Raw genomic sequence first — 16,999 nt, 5'->3', positions numbered from 1 at the left:
CGTACTTGTCCGGTTCCTGTCCATTGCGCCCGCCGCAACCCTGTCATCTCGAAACGGCAGGGCGCGGAGAGACGGCAATGTGGGCACGACGCATGGGCGAACGCTGGTGGCTGCTGCGGCTGCTCAGCCGGCATGCACTCGATCAGGCCAGCCTGCGCCTGGGCGGCTTCGCCGCGCGCCTGCTGTCACCGTCGCAGCAACGGCGCGTCGCCTGCCAGATCTCTGCCGTGCTGGGATCCTGCCTGCAGACCCGTCGCTACCAGCGCACCTGTAGCGCCCTGCAACAGGTCGGCCTGCCCGCCGGCACGGCGAGCAGACTGGGCAGCATCATGCTGGCACATGCGTGGTTGCGGCGCATGCGCCTGCGCCACCTGCGCTCACTCCCCTTCCCCGCCGTGAAACGGCATGCGCGCCTGATCACCTGGAAAGACCCCCAGGCGCTCTGGGCAGCAGGAGCCGGCAGGCGCCGGGTGGTCTGCGTGCTACCCACCGGTGATGTCGAACTGGCCATCGCCGCCGTGCTGGACCGGCCGGGTGCGCCGGCACACTACTTCATCCGCTGCCCGCACGCTCCAGGGTCGGCCGAGCATCGAATCCTGTCGGCACTGCAGGGCCAGGGCCATCGCCTGGACATCGGATCATCGTCCATGCCCGGCCAGGGCTGGCGGCAGCTGCAACGTGGCGCCACGATCATCGCGCTGCTGGATCCGCTGCTGATGGTACGTTCCGCGCTGCCGGGCCATCGTCACCCCGCACCGTTGCGGCTTGCGCGACTGGCGCGGGTGCCGGTGCTGCTTGCCGGGCATCGCAACGATGACGACGGCGCCGGCACCCTGCACGTGCTGGGTGAGTTCCGGCTGGATGGGAGCGCTGCACAGTCGGACGCGCTGTACAGCACGGTGCAGGCATTTCTCGCGGCATCACCACTGGACTGGATGGCGCCGGGGTAAACCCGAAGGCCGCAGCGGGCGCGTCCCGCTGCGGCGGTTGGGTCAGGCTACGATGAGCGCGACGTTGATGTTGTTGCGGGTGGCATGCGAGTACGGGCATACCACGTGGGCCTTGCTGACCAGATCACGTGCCTGCTCGCTGTCGACGCCCGGCAACGAGATGGTCAGCGCGACGTCGATGGCGAAGCCGGTGCTGACCGGGCCGATGCCAACGCGACCGGTAACCGAAGCATTGTCGGGGATGCTCACGCCCTCGTGGCCAGCGACATGGCGCAGCGCGCCGAGGAAACACGCCGAGTAACCTGCGGCGAACAACTGCTCCGGGTTGGTGCCCGTCCCGCCAGTCCCACCCAGTTCTGCCGGCGTGGACAGCGCGATATCGAGCATCCTGTCCGATGAGGTGGCGTGGCCCTCGCGACCACCGACGGCGGTGGCCTGGGCGGTGTACAGGATCTGTTCAATGCTCATGGAGTGCTCCTTTGCGTGGTTGCGCGACCGCGGACGCGGCCGGAAGCCGCATCGTGGAAGCAGGATCGAGCACGTTCCATCGGACAGGGACGATAGCCGCCACCCTGCAGCGACAAATCAGGCGCGCAGCAGCACGTACGCAGCAAGCACCCCCAGGTGCCCGACGTAGTAGAGATAGAACGCCCACCGCCAGCGCGGCAGTGGCCATGTCACCCGCGCGGCCAGCAGCACCACCGGTACGGCCAGCAATGCCCAGCCGTTGTGGTTCGCCCAGCACACCGCTGCGAGCCCGACCAGCAGCAGCCACCACGCGCGATGCCGGAACGCGATCCATCCCAGCAGCACGCAGCCGACACCCGCCCACTGGTAATCCACGAACATCGGCAGCACGCCGGCAGCCAGCAACAGCAGAACGGGCCGATGGTTCGCCAGCGCATGAACGGCCACGACCGCCAAAGTGAAGGTAAGCAGGATGTTGAGCGGCAGCCAGGAACCAAACGCGAATGCGTGCAATGGCTGCGCGATCAGCCCCCACAACGCGAGCCGGCGTATCGATTTGCGCAGGTCGGCCCCGGGCTGGGCCAGGTTGCAGGCCATCACCAGCGCGAACAGCGGGAAGGCAATGCGCCCCAGTTCGCTGACCACCGGTACGTAGCCGCCAAAGACCACCTTGGCCACGTGATCACCGATCATGGCCAGCAGTGCGATCCACTTCAGCAGCTCGCGCGCGCCGCTGCAGAGGGTGAAGTTGAAGGTTGACGTCCCGGTCGTGGTCGCTTGCATCGCGGAAGCTTATGCGCATCGGCCAGCCCATTTCCAGCGCCGAGCAGGAGCCCGTCGCTGCAGCCTGCAGGTGTCGGCGCTATGCTGGCCGCCCCAGCTTGTGAGACACCTGCCATGCGCACCCTGTACCCCGCCATCGAACCCTACCGCGAGTTCACCCTGCCGGTGAGCGATCTGCACACGCTGCATGTCGAAGAGTGCGGCACACCGGACGGCATTCCGGTGGTGTACCTGCACGGCGGCCCAGGCGCGGGCATTTCGCCCACCCATCGCCGTTTCTTCGATCCGGCACGCTACCGCATTGTGTTGATCGACCAGCGTGGCAGCGGCCGTTCCACCCCGTTCGGCGAGCTGCGCGACAACACCACGCAGGACCTGGTGGCCGACATCGAGAAGGTGCGTGAGCACCTGGGCATCGAGCGTTGGCTGGTTTATGGCGGCTCCTGGGGGTCGACCCTGTCACTGGCCTACGCACAGGCGCATCCCGAGCGCGCCACCGGCCTGATCGTGCGCGGCGTATTCCTCGGCCGCGAAATGGAAAACCGCTGGTTCGCCGAGGCCAACGGCGGTGCGCGCTGGATCTTCCCGGAGCGCTGGGACCGCTATGAGGCCTACATTCCGGAAGCCGAGCGCGGCGACATGATCGCAGCCTACTGGAGCCGCATGGACAGCCCGGATGAAGCGATCCGGATCGAAGCCGCGCAGGCCTGGCTGGGCTGGGAAGACAACGCGGCCACCCTGCAGCATGATGTGGACGCCGAGTCCACCGATGACCCGCTGGACACACTGGCCAAGGCCCGCATCGAGGCGCACTACTTCCGCAACGGCATCTTCCTGGAACCGGACCAGCTGCTGCGCGATATGGATCGCATCCGCCACCTGCCGGGCGTGATCGTGCAGGGGCGCTACGACATCATCTGCCCGCCGCGCAGCGCCTGGGACCTGGCCAAGGCGTGGCCGGAAGCGCGGCTGGAGATGGTGACCTCCGGCCACAGTGCCAACGAGCCGGCCACGGTGGATGCGCTTGTGCGGGCCACGGACGCCTTTGCCGACCGCTTCTGAAGGGAGGGTAGTGCCGGCCGCTGGCCGGCATTCCACCGTAGGAAGGTAGAGTCAACTGTCAGTCGACTGCTCTTGGCAGGAAGCTGAAAGCCCCGCGCCGCGCGCGATCGTCGACTGGCAGTCGACTCTACCGAGCCGTCTCCGTCGAGCCACCTCGCCCAGGCGTCTCCGCGCAGTCGTAGCTGCGTGGCCCGGTGAATGGCAACCCACCGGCAACGGTCCACGGGCCCCATTCTTCGCAGCCCACTTACAGCCTCCCGCAGAAGATCCGGCCGTGACCACCGCACCGGTAGTCCGCCTTCTCTTCAGGAGCACGCCATGATCGCTTGTCGCTACCTTCCCATTGCACTCTCGCTTTGTGCGGCCCTGCTGCTGGGTGCCTGTTCCAGGACCCAGGAGGCGAGCAAGGCCACCGCCGCCGAGGACGTCACCGAAGTGAAGTTGATACCGCCGTACGAGTCGCTGGACAGGGACAAGGACGGCATCGTCACCCTGGCGGAAGTCGATGCAATAGCACCGGACTGGGCCGAACGGCTGCATGCCTGCGATACCGACCGTGACAAGACGTTGACCCGTGGCGAGTACGACGTGTGCAAGCAGACCAGCGCTTCGCATTGATCCATCACTGAACCCTCGATTGGCGCTGTGCATGCCCGGCTATACCAAGGTATAGCCGGGCTAACCCACGAGTCTCTAGGCCTGTCCCATTCAGGGGCGGACAATAGCACCACTGGCCAGGGCAACCCTGGCTGGCACCTTTCCCTCATGGAGACGCAGATGGACCCCGACCCTGCCGGGTGCGCCGCACCCCGGATCACCGCTTGTTGCCTGTTCCTGGCGCCTGCCCGCCGGTCCCTGCCTGCCTGAGTGACGGGGGACCGCCAGGCGCCGCCTGCCTGGAGATCGCCCCCATGTCCTACAAGATCCTCTACATCACCCTGCGCCGCCTGATCGGCGAGCGCGATGTTGCCGCCCTGCGCAGCCAGCTGCTGCAATACGGCCCGGTCATGTTTGCCCGTTCGCTGTCGCTCGGTTCGCCGCGCGTGGTGGCCGACGCCTTGTCGCTGCTGCCGATCAGCGAGCGCATCACTGTGCTGCGTCATCTGCCCTATCCCCTGCGCGATGCGATGAAGCCACTGTGCATCGGTGGCAGCCAGCGGCTGCACATGCAGCCATGGTCTCCGGCAGTGCTTGCGATGCGCCACGCCTGATCTGTCTCACCCATTCCGTTCGTGTTCCGGCTGCGGCCGGCTCTGACATTCGAGGAGCGTCCCATGAGCCTGCTCAACGCCTGGTTCAACGCCTTCCTGCGCAGCCGTCGCGCAGGCAACCTGTTCCGCCGCCGCGCAATGCCCGAAGCCGGGTTTGGTCCGGGCAGCGCCGAAGCGGCGCCGTTCGCGCTCACCACCGGCCTGGTCACGCTCGCCCAGCAGGACGAAGCCGAGCTGCTGGCCACGCTGGACTCGCATGCCGATGGCCTCAGTCCGCATGAGGCCGAGCAGCGACTGGCCACGCTCGGCCCCAATGAGGTGGATCACGAAAAGCCGCTGCCGTGGTGGCGCCACCTGTGGCAGTGCTACCGCAATCCGTTCAACCTGCTGCTGACCGTGCTGGCGGCGGTGTCCTGGCTGACCGAGGACATCAAGGCGACGATCGTCATCGGTGCGATGGTGCTGCTGTCCACGCTGATCCGCTTCGTGCAGGAGGGTCGTTCGAACCGAGCGGCCGAGCGGCTGAAGGCACTGGTCGGCAACACTGCGCGCGTGCTGCGCCGCAATCCCGGCACCGAGGCTGCGGATGTGGCAGACCAGTACTTCGGCGCGCGCCTGCACAGCCGTCGCCCGGCACGCCTGCTGGACCTGCCGATCCGTGAACTGGTGCCCGGCGACCACATCGTGCTGTCGGCAGGCGACATGATTCCGGCCGATTGCCGCGTGCTGAACGCCAAGGACCTGTTCGTGGCGCAGGCGGCGATGACCGGCGAGTCGCTGCCGGTGGAGAAATTCGCGCACCCGGGCGATGGCCTGGCCGGCCTGCTGGAACAGCACAACCTGCTGTTCATGGGTACCAACGTGGTGTCCGGTACGGCCACCGCCATTGTGCTGGCCACCGGTAACCGCACCTACTTCGGCACCCTGGCCCAGCGCAGCACCGCCACCGACCGTGCGCCCACCGCATTCCAGGCCGGCGTCAACAGTGTCAGCTGGCTGCTGATCCGCTTCGCGCTGGTGATGGTGCCGTTCGTGCTGCTGATCAACGGCTGGACCAAGGGCGACTGGACCGAGGCGTTCCTGTTCGCGCTGTCGGTGGCGGTGGGCCTGACGCCGGAAATGCTGCCGATGATCGTCACTTCCACCCTGGCCAAGGGCGCGGTGCTGCTTTCGCGGCGCAAGGTGATCGTCAAGCGCCTGGATGCCATCCAGAACTTCGGCGCGATGGAAGTGCTGTGCACCGACAAGACCGGCACCCTCACCCAGGACAGGATCGCGCTGGAGCGCCACACCGATGTGTTCGGCCACGATTCGGAAGACGTACTGAAGTTCGCTTACCTCAACAGTCACTTCCAGACCGGGCTGATCAACCTGCTGGACCGCGCAGTGCTGGAACACGTGGAGCTGCAGAGTTCGTTGCGGCTGTCGCAGGACTACCACAAGGTGGATGAGATCCCATTCGACTTCGAGCGCCGCCGCATGTCGGTGGTGGTCTCCGAGCGCGAGGACCACCATGAGCTGATCTGCAAGGGAGCCGTGGAAGAGATGCTGGCGGTGTGCAGCACCGTGCGCGAGAACGGCCAGGACATGCCGCTGGACGAGCGCCGCCTGGCGCGGGTGCGGCAGACCACCGAGGAACTGAACGAACAGGGCCTGCGCGTGGTGGCGGTGGCGATGAAGGAGACCGCAGCCAGCCAGACCGCCTATTCGCAGGCCGACGAATGTAGCCTGACCCTGATAGGCTACGTGGCCTTCCTGGACCCGCCGAAGGAATCGGCCGCGCAGGCGCTGCAGGCGCTGGCCGCGCATGGCGTGGAGGTCAAGGTCTTCACCGGTGACAACGAACTGGTAACCGCGCGTGTCTGCGCGCAGGTGGGGCTGGACACCGACACCATCCTGACCGGGCCGCAGATCGAGCGCATGGACGACGGCGCGCTGTCGCGGGCGCTGCACCACCATCGCGTGTTCGCCCGGCTGACGCCGCTGCACAAGGAGCGCCTGGTGCGCGAGCTGCGTGCTCAGGGCAAGGTGGTCGGCTTCCTCGGCGACGGCATCAATGATGCACCGGCGCTGCGCGCAGCCGACATCGGCATCAGCGTGGACAGTGCGGTGGACATCGCCAAGGAGGCGGCCGACATCATCCTGCTGGAAAAGAACCTGATGGTGCTGGAGGAAGGTGTCATCCAGGGCCGGCGCACGTTCAACAACATGCTGAAGTACATCCGCATGACCGCCAGCTCCAACTTCGGCAACGTGTTCTCGGTGCTGGTGGCCTCGGCCTTCCTGCCGTTCCTGCCGATGCTGCCGCTGCAGCTGCTGGTGCAGAACCTGCTGTACGACATCTCGCAGATCGCCATTCCGTTCGACAACGTGGACGAGGAGCTGGTGCGCAAGCCGCTGAAGTGGAACCCGGCGGACATCGGCCGCTTCATGGTGTTCTTCGGGCCGATCAGCTCGATCTTCGACCTGAGCTGCTTCGCGCTGATGTGGTACGTGTTCGATGCACGCACGCCGTCCGACCAGGGCCTGTTCCAGTCCGGCTGGCTCGTGGTCGGCCTGCTGACCCAGACCCTGATCGTGCACATGATCCGCACGCCGAAGCTGCCGTTCCTGCAGAGCATCGCCGCGCCGCCACTGCTGCTGATGACCGGCCTGATCATGGCCATTGGCGTGGCCCTGCCGATGAGCCCGCTGGCCGACTACTTCAAGCTGCAGGCGCTGCCGGCCGGCTACTGGCCGTTCCTGGTCGCGATCCTGTTCGGCTACGCGGTGCTGACCACTGCGCTGAAGCGGTTCTACATCCGTCGTTACGGCTGGCAGTAAGCGCCCGCCGCTTTGTCCAGGGAGAAACACAATGGACATCAATCCGAACCTGCCGGTGTTCAACGCCGGCGCCACGCTCAGCTCGCTGATCAGCCTGTCGGTGGCGTTCGTGCTGGGCACGGTCATCGGCCTGGAACGCCAGCTGCGGCAACGCACCGCCGGCCTGCGTACCAACACGCTGGTGGCGGTGGGAGCGGCGGTGTTCGTCGATCTGGCGGTGCGCTTCCATGACCTGTACGGCGGCCCGCCGTCGCCGCTGCATGTGGTTGCCTATGTGATCTCCGGCGTCGGCTTCCTCGGTGCCGGCGCGATCATGAAGGACGGCGCCCAGGTGTCCGGCCTGAACACCGCCGCCACCCTGTGGGGATCGGCGGCGGTGGGTGCATGTGCCGGTATCAAGCTGCTGCCCGAAGCAGTACTCGCGGCGGTGTTCGTGCTGGCCGCCAATACTTTGCTTCGGCCCGTGGTGAACCGCATCCAGCGGCAGCCGCTGCCGGAAGCGTTCAGCGAGGCAACCTATGCGATCAACGTGGTCTGCCAGCGCGAGCAGCAGGCCGAGGTACTGGACCAGCTGTTGCTGCTGCTTGAGCAGGCGCAGTACCCGGTGCGCGCGGTGGACCAGCGCCCGTTTGGCGAGCGCGACGTGGAAATCGAAGCGGTGCTGTATGCCACCACGGTGGATGCCGGCGAACTGGATGCGGTACTGGCGACGCTGGCGACCACGCCCGGCGTGCTGCAGGGGTTCTGGAACGCCAGCCTGGAGGAGTAGTGCCGGCCGCTGGCCGGCAACTTCATGCCCCCCGGGTGCACCGTGCATCGCTTTGGTGGGTGCCGACCGTTGGTCGGCACAAACCCTCATCGCCCCGCCGTTCAAGTGCTGTGCCGACCAACGGTCGGCACCTACCAGGAGCCGGCACCCACCGCGCAGGAGCACGCCGACCAGGGTCGGCATCCACCGATGGCGGCTTTGCTATCCTTTCCGCCCACGCCAGGGAGCCGTCCCGATGCCATCGCTGTCGCCCCGCCGCCCACTGGTGCTGCTGGCCCTGATCGTCGTGATGGCGGCGATCTTCCTGATCGACACCGTCACCGATTACGCGGTTGCCGCTGCCTGCTTCTACGCGGCGGTCATCCTGGCCGCATCGCGCGTGATGGGCGCACGCGGGTTGATCACCCTGGCCATTACCTGCATCGCGCTGACCGGGCTGAGCTTCTTCCTGACCCGCTTCGGCACCTATCGCATCGGCCTGGTCAACTCGGTGATCGGCATGCTGGTGATCGGCATCACCACCTACCTCGCCCTGAACATGGAAGCGGCCAAGGCCGCCGTGCAGGAAGCACAGGGCCGCCTGCTGCGCGTGGCGCGCGCTTCCACCGTGGGCGAGCTCACCACCTCCATCGCGCATGAAGTGAACCAGCCGCTGGCGGCCATCGCCAGCAGCGCCGAAGCCTGCCAGCGTTGGCTCGCGCAGGACCCACCGAACGTGGACAAGGCCCGGCAGACCGTGGCCCGCATCCTGGCCGATGCACACCGCGCAGGCGACGTGATCGCCCGCATCCGCGGCCTGACCCAGGGCGCGGCACCGGAACGACGCGCCTTCGATCTGAACCAGGCGGTGGAGGAAATGCTGGCGCTGTCGCGCAGCGAGCTGGACCGGCATGGCGTGGCCGTGGCGCTGCTGCTGGACGCCGAACTGCCACCGGTGCAGGCCGACCGCGTGCAGGTGCAGCAGGTGATCGGCAACCTGATCCTCAATGCGGTGGACGCGATGGAAGCCGTGCCCGCCGCCGACCGGCGCCTGTCACTGCTGACCCGGCGTGACGGCCAGCGGGTCAGTCTCAGTGTGCGTGACCGCGGCGTCGGCCTGCCCGCCGACCATCCCGAGCGTGTGTTCGATGCCTTCTGGACCACCAAGTCGCACGGCCTGGGGCTGGGTCTCAGCCTGAGCCGCTCGATGATCGAAGCCAACGACGGCCAGATCCGTGCCGAACGACCCGCAGGCGGCGGTGCCTGCTTCGTGTTCGACCTGCCCATCGCCACGGACTCTCCCTATGCGTAAGCCCGCTGCACCCATCGCCGACCCGGCACCCATCGTCTACGTGATCGACGACGATCCGTCGGTGCGCGCCGCGCTGGAAGACCTGCTGGCCTCGATGGGCCTGCAGGTGCGGGCCTTCGCCTCCACCCAGGCCTTCCTCGAACACGCGCTGGAAGACGCACCGGCATGCCTCGTGCTGGACGTGCGCATGCCCGGCCAGAGCGGTCTTGAATTCCATCGCACGATGAGCAGCCACGGCCTGCAGCTGCCGGTGGTGTTCATCACCGGTCACGGCGACATCGCGATGGGCGTCAACGCGATCAAGGACGGCGCCATCGAATTCCTCACCAAGCCCTTCCGTGACCAGGAACTGCTTGATGCCATCCACAAGGGCATCGAGATCGACCGCCAGCGCCGCCGCGAGGGCGAGGCACTCGGCGCGCTGCAGCTGCGCTGGGACACCCTCAATGCTGGCGAGCGCGAGGTGGTCGATGGCGTGGTGCGCGGCCGCCTCAACAAGCAGATCGCCGGCGACCTGGGCGTCAGCGAGATCACGGTGAAGGTGCGCCGTGCGCAGGTGATGCGCAAGATGGGCGCACGCACCCTGGTTGACCTGGTGCGCATGTACGACCGCCTGCAGGCGGGTACGCCATGAACGTCCACGTCGCGCTGCTGCGCGCGGTCAACGTCGGCGGCACCGGCAAGCTGCCGATGCGCGAACTGGTGGCGATGTGCGAGGACGCAGGCTTCGCCGATGTCCGCACCTACATCGCCAGCGGCAATGTGGTGTTCCGCAGCGGGCTTGATGAATCCACCGTACGGGAGGCCCTCGCCCAACGGCTGCAGGCGTACGCCGGCAAGCCGCTGGGCGTGCTGGTGCGCTCGGCCAACGAGATCGCCGGCGTAGTGGCACGCAACCCGTTTGCGCAGGCCGCCGGCAACCGTGTGGTCGCGCTGTTCCTCGACGGCAGCCTGCCTGCCGATCCGCTGGACGGCGTGACCGGCCGGCGCGATGAACAGCTCGCACTCGGCACGCGCGAGATCTTCATCCACTACGGTGCCGGCATGGCCGACTCGCGCTTGCGTATTCCCGGTTCGGCACAGGGCACGGCACGCAATCTCAACACCGTCGCCCGGCTCGCGGCGATGGCAGCGGAACTGCGCTAGCGCTCTTCCGGCAGGCTGTACAGGAGCCGGTAGTCATGGCGACCCTCGCTGATGGTGATCTCCAGCGTGCCGACCAGGCCCAGCAAGCCGCCACTGCCGGAATCAGGCACCACCACCACGCTCAGCTGGGGCGTGCCACGGGTCATCAACCCATTGTGCTGCAGGGTGAACGCGCCGTGGCGCCCGGCCAGCGTGGCCGTCACCCGCTCCATCGCCACGTAGCCGGCCGAGCCCTGCACCGCCGTGCGGAAGGCCAGCATCTGGCCGACGCTGCTGCCCCGCAGGTCGCCGGCGAAGGTCTTGTTGATCGACATCACCGCGATCGGGCCGTCGTTGCCACCTATCGGCCGCAGATCAACTTCGAACGTACCGTGTGCTTCACCCTGCATCCTGCTCTCCCCTCTGGTCGGTTGAACGCGGCTACTTCTTCGTGGCCAGCATGATCACCCCGGCCAGCACCAGGCCGATGCCGCTCCACTCCCGCAGGCTGGGCCGCTCGCCCAGCAGAAGATAGGCCAGCACGATCACCAGCACCACGCTGAACTTGTCCACCACCGCCACCTTGGCCAGCTCTCCGCTCTGCAGCGCGCGAAAGTAGAACAGCCACGACGCACCGGTGGCCAGCGCCGACAGCACCAGGAACAGCTGGGTGCGCCCCGGCAGCAGCAACGGGTTGGACCATTTGCCGGTGACCACCACCAACGGCAGGATCACCGCCGCCACCACCAGGGTGCGGATGGCCATGGCCAGGTCCGAGTCGACACCCTTCACGCCCACCTTGGCGAACAGCGCGGTCAGCGCCGCGAACACGGCAGACAGTCCGGCCCATATCAACCACTGCGGTACGTTCTGCACGGACCCCTCGCTTGCCGGAACGGATGAGCGTGCGCCAACGCTACTCCACCCTGCCATCGGTGGGGCTTCACCTGCCCATCACCACCGCTACAATGGGTGAGGAATCGCCAGGGGGGCGATCTGCAGGGAATGCGCCATGCGTGAACAGGACACCACCCTCGCCCTTGCCGGGCCGTCGTCCCTTGACCGGGCCCGCCTGCCGTGCACCGCACGGCTGCTGCTTCCCCTCCCCTTCGTTTCGCAGCAACCTGCCCGTTCCGCATGGCAGGTTCCTCATCGCTTGCCCTGACCGGAGCCGTCGAAATGTCCGAGAACACCCTCCTTGCCACGCCGGCCGCTACCGCGCCGATCAAGTACCTCGACCGCGCCATGGCCACGCTGCGCAGCCTGGGCCTGGCCGCTCCCCAGGACAACAACGCTCCGGCCATCGCGCTGGTCTCGCAGCTGTCCAACCTTGACCAGGGCCGCGTGGTGGCCATTGCCCGCGTGCTGCAGCAGTCCGGGCATTTCAATGCCGTGATGCGTGATGAAATCAGCTCGGCCAAGGTGTCCGACCGCTATACCGAGATCATCCGCGCCTTCGACAGCATCCGTGACGATGCCAGCACCATGGTCGAGCAGGTGCGCGACGGCAGGATCGACATGGGCGAGCGCCTGCAGAACCTGTGGATGAAGGTGACCCGCGGCGACATCCCGAGCCGGTTCGAGAAGATCCGCCGCACGTTCCTGGACGTCAGCCGCGATTCGGCCGAGCAGCTGCAGCGCGAGTCGCGCGTGCTGGAGATGTACGGCGACTTCCGCCTGTCGATCAAGGATGCCGAGATCCAGGCCCATGAGCTGTTGAAGCTGCAGGAGCAGGCGCTGGCCGATGCCCGCGAGGCGCTGAAGCAGGCGCAGCAGCGCGTGGAGTCGGCCGTTCCGGCCGCCGATGCTGCCGATACCGGCCGCCTGGTCATGGCCCGCGACGAGGCCCTGCGCAACAACCAGGCCGAGGAGTCGCGCTACCAGCTGGCCAAGGACCTGGCCGAGAACCTGCAGGTGAACTACGCCACCTCCGAGGCGATCATGCTGCGCGTGCACCAGTCGCACGAGATCAAGCGCCGCGTCAACGAGCGCTCGGTGGTGTTCTTCTCCACCAATGAAACCAGCTTCACCGCCTTGAACCTGGCCTTCAACACGCAGATGGGCCTGCACGAGTCCACGCAGGCGCTCAATGCGATGACCGAGGGCACCTCCAAGGGCCTGGAAGCGGTGGCCAACATTGGCGATGACGTGCTGCACGAGGGGCTGAAGGCCGGCTACGGCGCCACCATCGGCGTCGATTCGGTGCGCAAGCTGGTCGACGCGGTGGTGCGCTTCCAGGAGACCTCGCTGCAGGAGATCGAGCAGCTGCGCGGCCAGGCCACCCGCGATTCGGCGGAGATCGCCGAGTATGTCGAACAGGGCAAGCAGCGTTTCGCCGCCCTGCTGCAGGCACCGCCGAGCCCGGAGTCGCGCTGAGGTGAGTGCGACGATGGCCCCTGCCGAGCTGCAGGATGCGCTGCTGACCATGGATGTGGTCGACCAGCTGCGTTACCGCAATGCCGAAATGAAGGCGCTGGCCGACAGCGGCCATGACAAGGCGACGCTGAAGCAGCGCCTGCTTGAGCTGTACCGCTCGCAGGGCATCGAGGTCTCCGACGAGATCCTCGAAGCCGGCATCCAGGCCCAGCGTGAGCAGCGCTACCTCTACACCGCGCCGCGAGGCTGGAAGGCCTGGCTGGCGCGGCGCTGGATCGACCGCAGCCGGCTGCTGAAATGGGCGCTGATGGTAGCCCTGGTGCTGCTGATGCTCGGTGTCCTGCTGGTGATGGCGCGCAGCTTCGGCGCGTTCGTGCACGAGAGCAACGTGCAGAAGAACGTGCAGGTGCTGAACGACAAGGTGGCCGCACAGCAACAGGAGGCTGCCGCAGCGCGCGCCCTGCTGGCTGCACAGGAACAGGCCCTGCAGGGACTGCTGCCACGTGCCACCGCCAGCGGCGAGCGCCTGCAGCCGCTGACCGAGGGCGCACAGGCCGCGCTGGTCGAGGCACAGCGGCGCTTTGCCGAGGTTCCCGCCGCACTGGCCGCGCAGCCGACCCTTGTGCGCAAGGACAAGCTCACCCGGCTCAGCAGCGGTGGCAGCGCCACCGGCCAGCAGGCGGCCGCGCAGGTGGAGCAGCATCGGCTGGCAGCGGCGCAACTGCTGGCGCAGGCCAAGGACACCCTGCCTCCGCTGACCGAGCGGCTGAACACCCTCGGCCAGGCGATCAAGGCCAGCGAGCTGCTGGACACCACCAACGCCGCTGCAAAGGCAGCACGCCTGGCGCCGGATGCCGAGCTGGTGCGCGCACGCGCCTACACCGGCGGCGATGTCGCAGTGCGCGCGGGCGACATCGCCGCGGCCGGGCAGGCGGTAGCAACCCTGAAGGACCTGATCGGCAGCGCCGACAAACTGGCCGCGCTCAACGAGCGCCTGGCCCAGCTCAAGGCCGATGGCCTCGCCACCGGTGTCGCCGGCGAAGACCGCAAGCGCTTCGAGCGTGCACTGGAGCAGGCCGCCCGCCTGATCCGGGTCGAGACGCTGGCCGAAGCCGGGCCGGCCCTGGAAGAGGTCAGCCAGCTGGTGGGGTTGCTGTCGCAGACCCTAGTCTACCGCATCGTCAACCGTGACGATGAACGCACCGGCGTCTGGCGCTACAACGAAAAGGCCAATGGTGGCCGCAACTACTACCTGGTGACCGAGGCGCTGGACGAGGCCGGCAACGCTGTTGAACTGCCGATCCGCAACGAGGAAACCGGCAAGGAGGAACGGGTCTCGGTGTTTGCCGTACGCGTGCCCGAGGCCACCTACAACCGCGTTGCCGCCGACAAGCAGGACAACGGCATCATCGAAGACGACCAGATCGGCAGCAAGCCGCGCGGCAGCCTGTCGCCGCGGTTCCGCATGCCCGCCACCGGTGGCTACATCACCCAATGGTGATGGGTAAGGAACTGACATGAGAGACCTGAACGACGCGATTGCCGATGTCGAAACCGATATCGGCCAGGTGCAGGCACAACTGGCCGCGCGTGGCGACCAGTGCCGGGAACTGATCAAGGAACAGGAAGCGCTGCACGGCGGAGTCCGCGACGACTTCAACACCTTGGCCCGCCTGCAGGCCGAGGCCGCTACCGATGCGCCGCCGATGCTGGCCCGGGACCTGCTGCAGCAGTCCAGCGCCGATCTGCAGCGCCGTGACCGCAAAGCGGCGGTGCTGGCCGACGAACTGCAGGCACTGCTGGACATCGAGCAGTCGCTGCAGCAGCGGTCGCGGGAGGCCGTTGCCGCGCGCGACGCCGCCGGTGGACGCTGGCAGGCCCTTCAGGATCAGGTGGACACCGCGCTGGAAGCGGAACCCACCTACAGGGCCCTGCAGGACGATCTGCAGCTGGCCGTGGCGCGCGCTGACACGGTGGAGCGGATGGCCGCCTCCGCGCAGTCGGAGCATGACGCCAAGGCCGGCGCCTACCAGGCCGACCCGATCTTCATGTACCTGCACCGGCGCAACTACGGCAGCACGGCGTACCGCGGCTGGCCGCTGGTGCGCACCGTCGATGGCTGGCTGGCCGGGCTGTGCGGCTTCGACCGTGCCCGTCGCGAGTACGCCACGCTGGTCGAGCTTCCGCCCTATCTGCAGGAACATGCCGGACGCGCCCGCGACGACGTGGAGGCCGCCCGCCAGCCGGTTCAGCAGGCCCGCGATGCCGCCCTCGCCCGCGCTGGTGGCGACCCGCTGCGCCAGCAGCTGCAGACGGCACAGAGCGCAGTAGCGCAGGCGCTCCTCGCCGAGCAGCTGCATCGTCAGACCGTGGATGCCAAGCAGGCACAGATCGATGGCTTCCGCAGCTGGACCGATGCCGAAGGCGGTGCCCTGCTCACCGCGCTGGCGCGCACACTGTCGGCCAAGAGCATGGACGACCTGTACCGCCGCGTCGCCGCCACCGCGTCCGGCGAGGACGATGCCGTGCTTGAACGCATCCATGGCAGTCGCCTGCGCCTGGACGAGATCGACGGCATGGTGGCTGAGCACACCCGTGAAATGGCCGTGCTGAAGAAGCGCCTGGACAGCCTGCAGGCCGCGCGCAGGAGCTACCAGGCAGCAGCAGACATCGAACGCCAGGCCTACGAGGCGCCGAGCTACCGGTCCGCCGCCCCGGCCACCGTCGCCGCATCCTTCTTCAGCACCCCCCGCAGCCAAAGCACCACCCGCTCCTCTGGCAGCCTGTTCGACCTGCTTTCGGGCGGTTCCAGCAGTTCCAGCTCGAGGTCAAGCTCGCGTTCGAGTTCCAGCTCGAGCTCCGGTTCCAGTTCCAGTTCCAGTTCCAGTTCCAGCGGCGGCAGCTTCCACAGCGGCGGCGGCATCAGCGGTGGCGGTGGCTTCAAGACCGGCGGCGGGTTCTAGCCCGGCAGCGGCCGGGTGCGCCGCTTCAGCCGCGCATCCAGCACGCCCACGCCCAGCAGCACCAGGCTGGTCAGCCATCCGGCGGCCAGCAGGTGCATCCAGGGCAACACCAGGCCCAGCACCAGCAGCGCCGCCGCGCCCAGCAGGTGCGAGCGCGGCGCGCGTCCATAGACCACGCGCTTGTACAGGGCGCTGCCCAGCAGGTAGATCAGCGGGCCCGCCACCATCACGGTGGCGTACACCGTGGTGACCGCCGCCGCCGGGTGGTCCATGACCAGATCGTTGCCCACCGCGGTGGCGATGATGCCGGCGATCAGCAGCGCGTGCACGTAATGGAAGTTGGCGCCCATCCGTCCGGGGTCTTCGGCGTGGGTGATGGCCTCTGTGGCATCACGGCTGGAGATGCCGAAGTACAGCCACCACATCGCAATCGTGCCAGCGAAGGTGGCCAACACCGCTGAAACCACTTCCAGGCTCCAATGCTCGACGTCGCTGAGCACGCCCCCGGTTGCCAGCAACGTCTCACCCAGCGCGACGATGACGAACAGCTGGCAACGTTCGGCCAGGTGACCGCCCTCGATCGTCCAGTCGCGGGTGTGCGAACGACCCATGCCCGGGAACGCGAAGCCGAACATCGGCGAGATGTATTCGCAGGCCACCGCCACCGCCCATAGTGCCAGGCGGAGGTTGCCCTCGGCCGCTGCGCCGGCCAGCCAGAAGCAGGCCGAGACGCTGACCCAGGCCAGCATGCGGCGGAAGTTCGGCGCCAACGGATGGTTGCGGCCGACCTCGATCAGCACGAACGCGGTGCGTCCGACCTGCATCGTGGCGTACGCCCCGGCGAAGATCCACGCACGATCGGCAAACGCCTCGGGAATGGACGAGGACATCAACAACGCCAGCAGCATGGTGGCGAACAACAGGCCCCGGATGCGAGGCGCCTCCGGATCAAACCAGTTGCTGACCCAGCACGCGTACTGCCAGCCGAGCCAGACCGCGAACCACAGCACCAGGGTCTGCAGCACGCCAGCCAGGTCCAGGTGGTGCAACAGATGGTGGCTGAGCTGGGTGACCGCGAAAACGTAAACCAGATCGAAGAACAGTTCTTCGTAGGTCACGCGGGCATGGTGGCCATCACGGTGGCGCAGCGCAGGCAGGCGCAGTCGGGTACGCATGGA

17 protein-coding genes are annotated in these 16,999 nt (G+C 67.4%); 12 read left to right on the top strand and 5 right to left on the bottom strand.

Translation table 11 applies throughout. From position 1 onward, the window contains the following. Nucleotides 1-77: 77 nt before the first annotated feature. On the top strand, nucleotides 78-950 hold the full coding sequence (locus tag AC5P7X_RS11045) for a hypothetical protein (RefSeq protein ID WP_171957048.1): 873 nt from the start codon (nucleotides 78-80) through the stop codon (nucleotides 948-950). 42 nt (nucleotides 951-992) lie between these two features. Here the strand turns inward: AC5P7X_RS11045 and AC5P7X_RS11040 are convergent, their stop codons facing one another. Together AC5P7X_RS11040 and AC5P7X_RS11035 are read right to left on the bottom strand one after the other, a co-directional pair. Next, entirely contained in the window at nucleotides 993-1,418 is a 426-nt protein-coding gene (locus AC5P7X_RS11040) for an organic hydroperoxide resistance protein (RefSeq protein WP_005416694.1), read from the bottom strand. A gap of 117 nt (nucleotides 1,419-1,535) precedes the next feature. Then, complete coding sequence (locus AC5P7X_RS11035; RefSeq protein WP_329842189.1) at nucleotides 1,536-2,201, bottom strand: TraX family protein; 666 nt, start codon at nucleotides 2,199-2,201, stop codon at nucleotides 1,536-1,538. A gap of 114 nt (nucleotides 2,202-2,315) precedes the next feature. On the opposite strand from AC5P7X_RS11035, the gene pip reads away from it, so the two are divergent. From pip to AC5P7X_RS10995, 8 genes are all read left to right on the top strand, one after another. Continuing rightward, nucleotides 2,316-3,263, top strand: a complete 948-nt coding sequence (pip, locus tag AC5P7X_RS11030; protein ID WP_188247494.1) for a prolyl aminopeptidase — start codon at nucleotides 2,316-2,318, stop codon at nucleotides 3,261-3,263. A gap of 318 nt (nucleotides 3,264-3,581) precedes the next feature. Then, entirely contained in the window at nucleotides 3,582-3,881 is a 300-nt protein-coding gene (locus AC5P7X_RS11025; RefSeq protein WP_053500233.1) for an EF-hand domain-containing protein, read from the top strand. A gap of 293 nt (nucleotides 3,882-4,174) precedes the next feature. Continuing rightward, on the top strand, nucleotides 4,175-4,474 hold the full coding sequence (locus AC5P7X_RS11020; protein WP_005416698.1) for a hypothetical protein: 300 nt from the start codon (nucleotides 4,175-4,177) through the stop codon (nucleotides 4,472-4,474). A 63-nt stretch (nucleotides 4,475-4,537) separates the two neighbouring features. Continuing rightward, a complete protein-coding gene (gene mgtA, locus AC5P7X_RS11015) occupies nucleotides 4,538-7,297 on the top strand; it encodes a magnesium-translocating P-type ATPase (protein ID WP_495214812.1) in 2,760 nt (919 codons plus the stop codon). 31 nt (nucleotides 7,298-7,328) lie between these two features. Next, entirely contained in the window at nucleotides 7,329-8,066 is a 738-nt protein-coding gene (locus AC5P7X_RS11010; RefSeq protein ID WP_053500236.1) for an MgtC/SapB family protein, read from the top strand. Between the two features lie 235 nt (nucleotides 8,067-8,301). Beyond that, nucleotides 8,302-9,357, top strand: a complete 1,056-nt coding sequence (locus AC5P7X_RS11005) for a sensor histidine kinase (RefSeq protein ID WP_495214811.1) — start codon at nucleotides 8,302-8,304, stop codon at nucleotides 9,355-9,357. Next, entirely contained in the window at nucleotides 9,350-9,991 is a 642-nt protein-coding gene (locus AC5P7X_RS11000) for a response regulator transcription factor (RefSeq protein WP_053501277.1), read from the top strand. Before AC5P7X_RS11005 ends, AC5P7X_RS11000 begins: the two co-directional genes overlap by 8 nt. Continuing rightward, nucleotides 9,988-10,503, top strand: coding sequence for a DUF1697 domain-containing protein (locus AC5P7X_RS10995; RefSeq protein WP_353075224.1), 516 nt, complete (start codon nucleotides 9,988-9,990; stop codon nucleotides 10,501-10,503). The genes AC5P7X_RS11000 and AC5P7X_RS10995 overlap by 4 nt, the downstream gene beginning before the upstream one ends. On the opposite strand, the gene AC5P7X_RS10990 is transcribed toward AC5P7X_RS10995, so the two are convergent. Then, nucleotides 10,500-10,892, bottom strand: a complete 393-nt coding sequence (locus AC5P7X_RS10990) for a DUF3224 domain-containing protein (RefSeq protein ID WP_329842182.1) — start codon at nucleotides 10,890-10,892, stop codon at nucleotides 10,500-10,502. The two genes, AC5P7X_RS10995 and AC5P7X_RS10990, sit on opposite strands and share 4 nt — an antisense overlap. Before the next feature lie 31 nt (nucleotides 10,893-10,923). Beyond that, the gene (locus AC5P7X_RS10985; protein ID WP_329842181.1) at nucleotides 10,924-11,358 is read right to left on the bottom strand and encodes an EamA family transporter; all 435 of its coding nucleotides are present in this window, start codon (nucleotides 11,356-11,358) and stop codon (nucleotides 10,924-10,926) included. Between the two features lie 303 nt (nucleotides 11,359-11,661). On the opposite strand from AC5P7X_RS10985, the gene AC5P7X_RS10980 reads away from it, so the two are divergent. From AC5P7X_RS10980 to AC5P7X_RS10970, 3 genes are read left to right on the top strand one after another with little or no spacing between them, the layout of a single operon-like run. Further along, nucleotides 11,662-12,858, top strand: coding sequence for a cell surface protein (locus AC5P7X_RS10980; protein ID WP_495214809.1), 1,197 nt, complete (start codon nucleotides 11,662-11,664; stop codon nucleotides 12,856-12,858). Between the two features lie 13 nt (nucleotides 12,859-12,871). Further along, nucleotides 12,872-14,359 (top strand): DUF6384 family protein, encoded by a 1,488-nt coding sequence (locus tag AC5P7X_RS10975; protein WP_495214808.1) that lies wholly within the window; start codon nucleotides 12,872-12,874, stop codon nucleotides 14,357-14,359. 16 nt (nucleotides 14,360-14,375) lie between these two features. Further along, nucleotides 14,376-15,821: a coiled-coil domain-containing protein gene (locus AC5P7X_RS10970; protein WP_495214807.1), complete on the top strand. Its 1,446-nt coding sequence runs from the start codon at nucleotides 14,376-14,378 to the stop codon at nucleotides 15,819-15,821. Here the strand turns inward: AC5P7X_RS10970 and AC5P7X_RS10965 are convergent. Continuing rightward, nucleotides 15,818-16,996 carry a low temperature requirement protein A gene (locus AC5P7X_RS10965; protein WP_235647180.1) on the bottom strand — a complete coding sequence of 393 codons (1,179 nt, stop codon included), beginning with the start codon at nucleotides 16,994-16,996 and terminating at the stop codon, nucleotides 15,818-15,820. The genes AC5P7X_RS10970 and AC5P7X_RS10965 overlap by 4 nt on opposite strands. Nucleotides 16,997-16,999: the final 3 nt, after the last annotated feature.

The organism is Stenotrophomonas sp. YJH_SMC_53, from assembly GCF_059369995.1.
The sequence above is the reverse complement of the archived record's forward strand: the minus strand, read 5'-3'. Positions and strand labels throughout refer to the sequence as shown.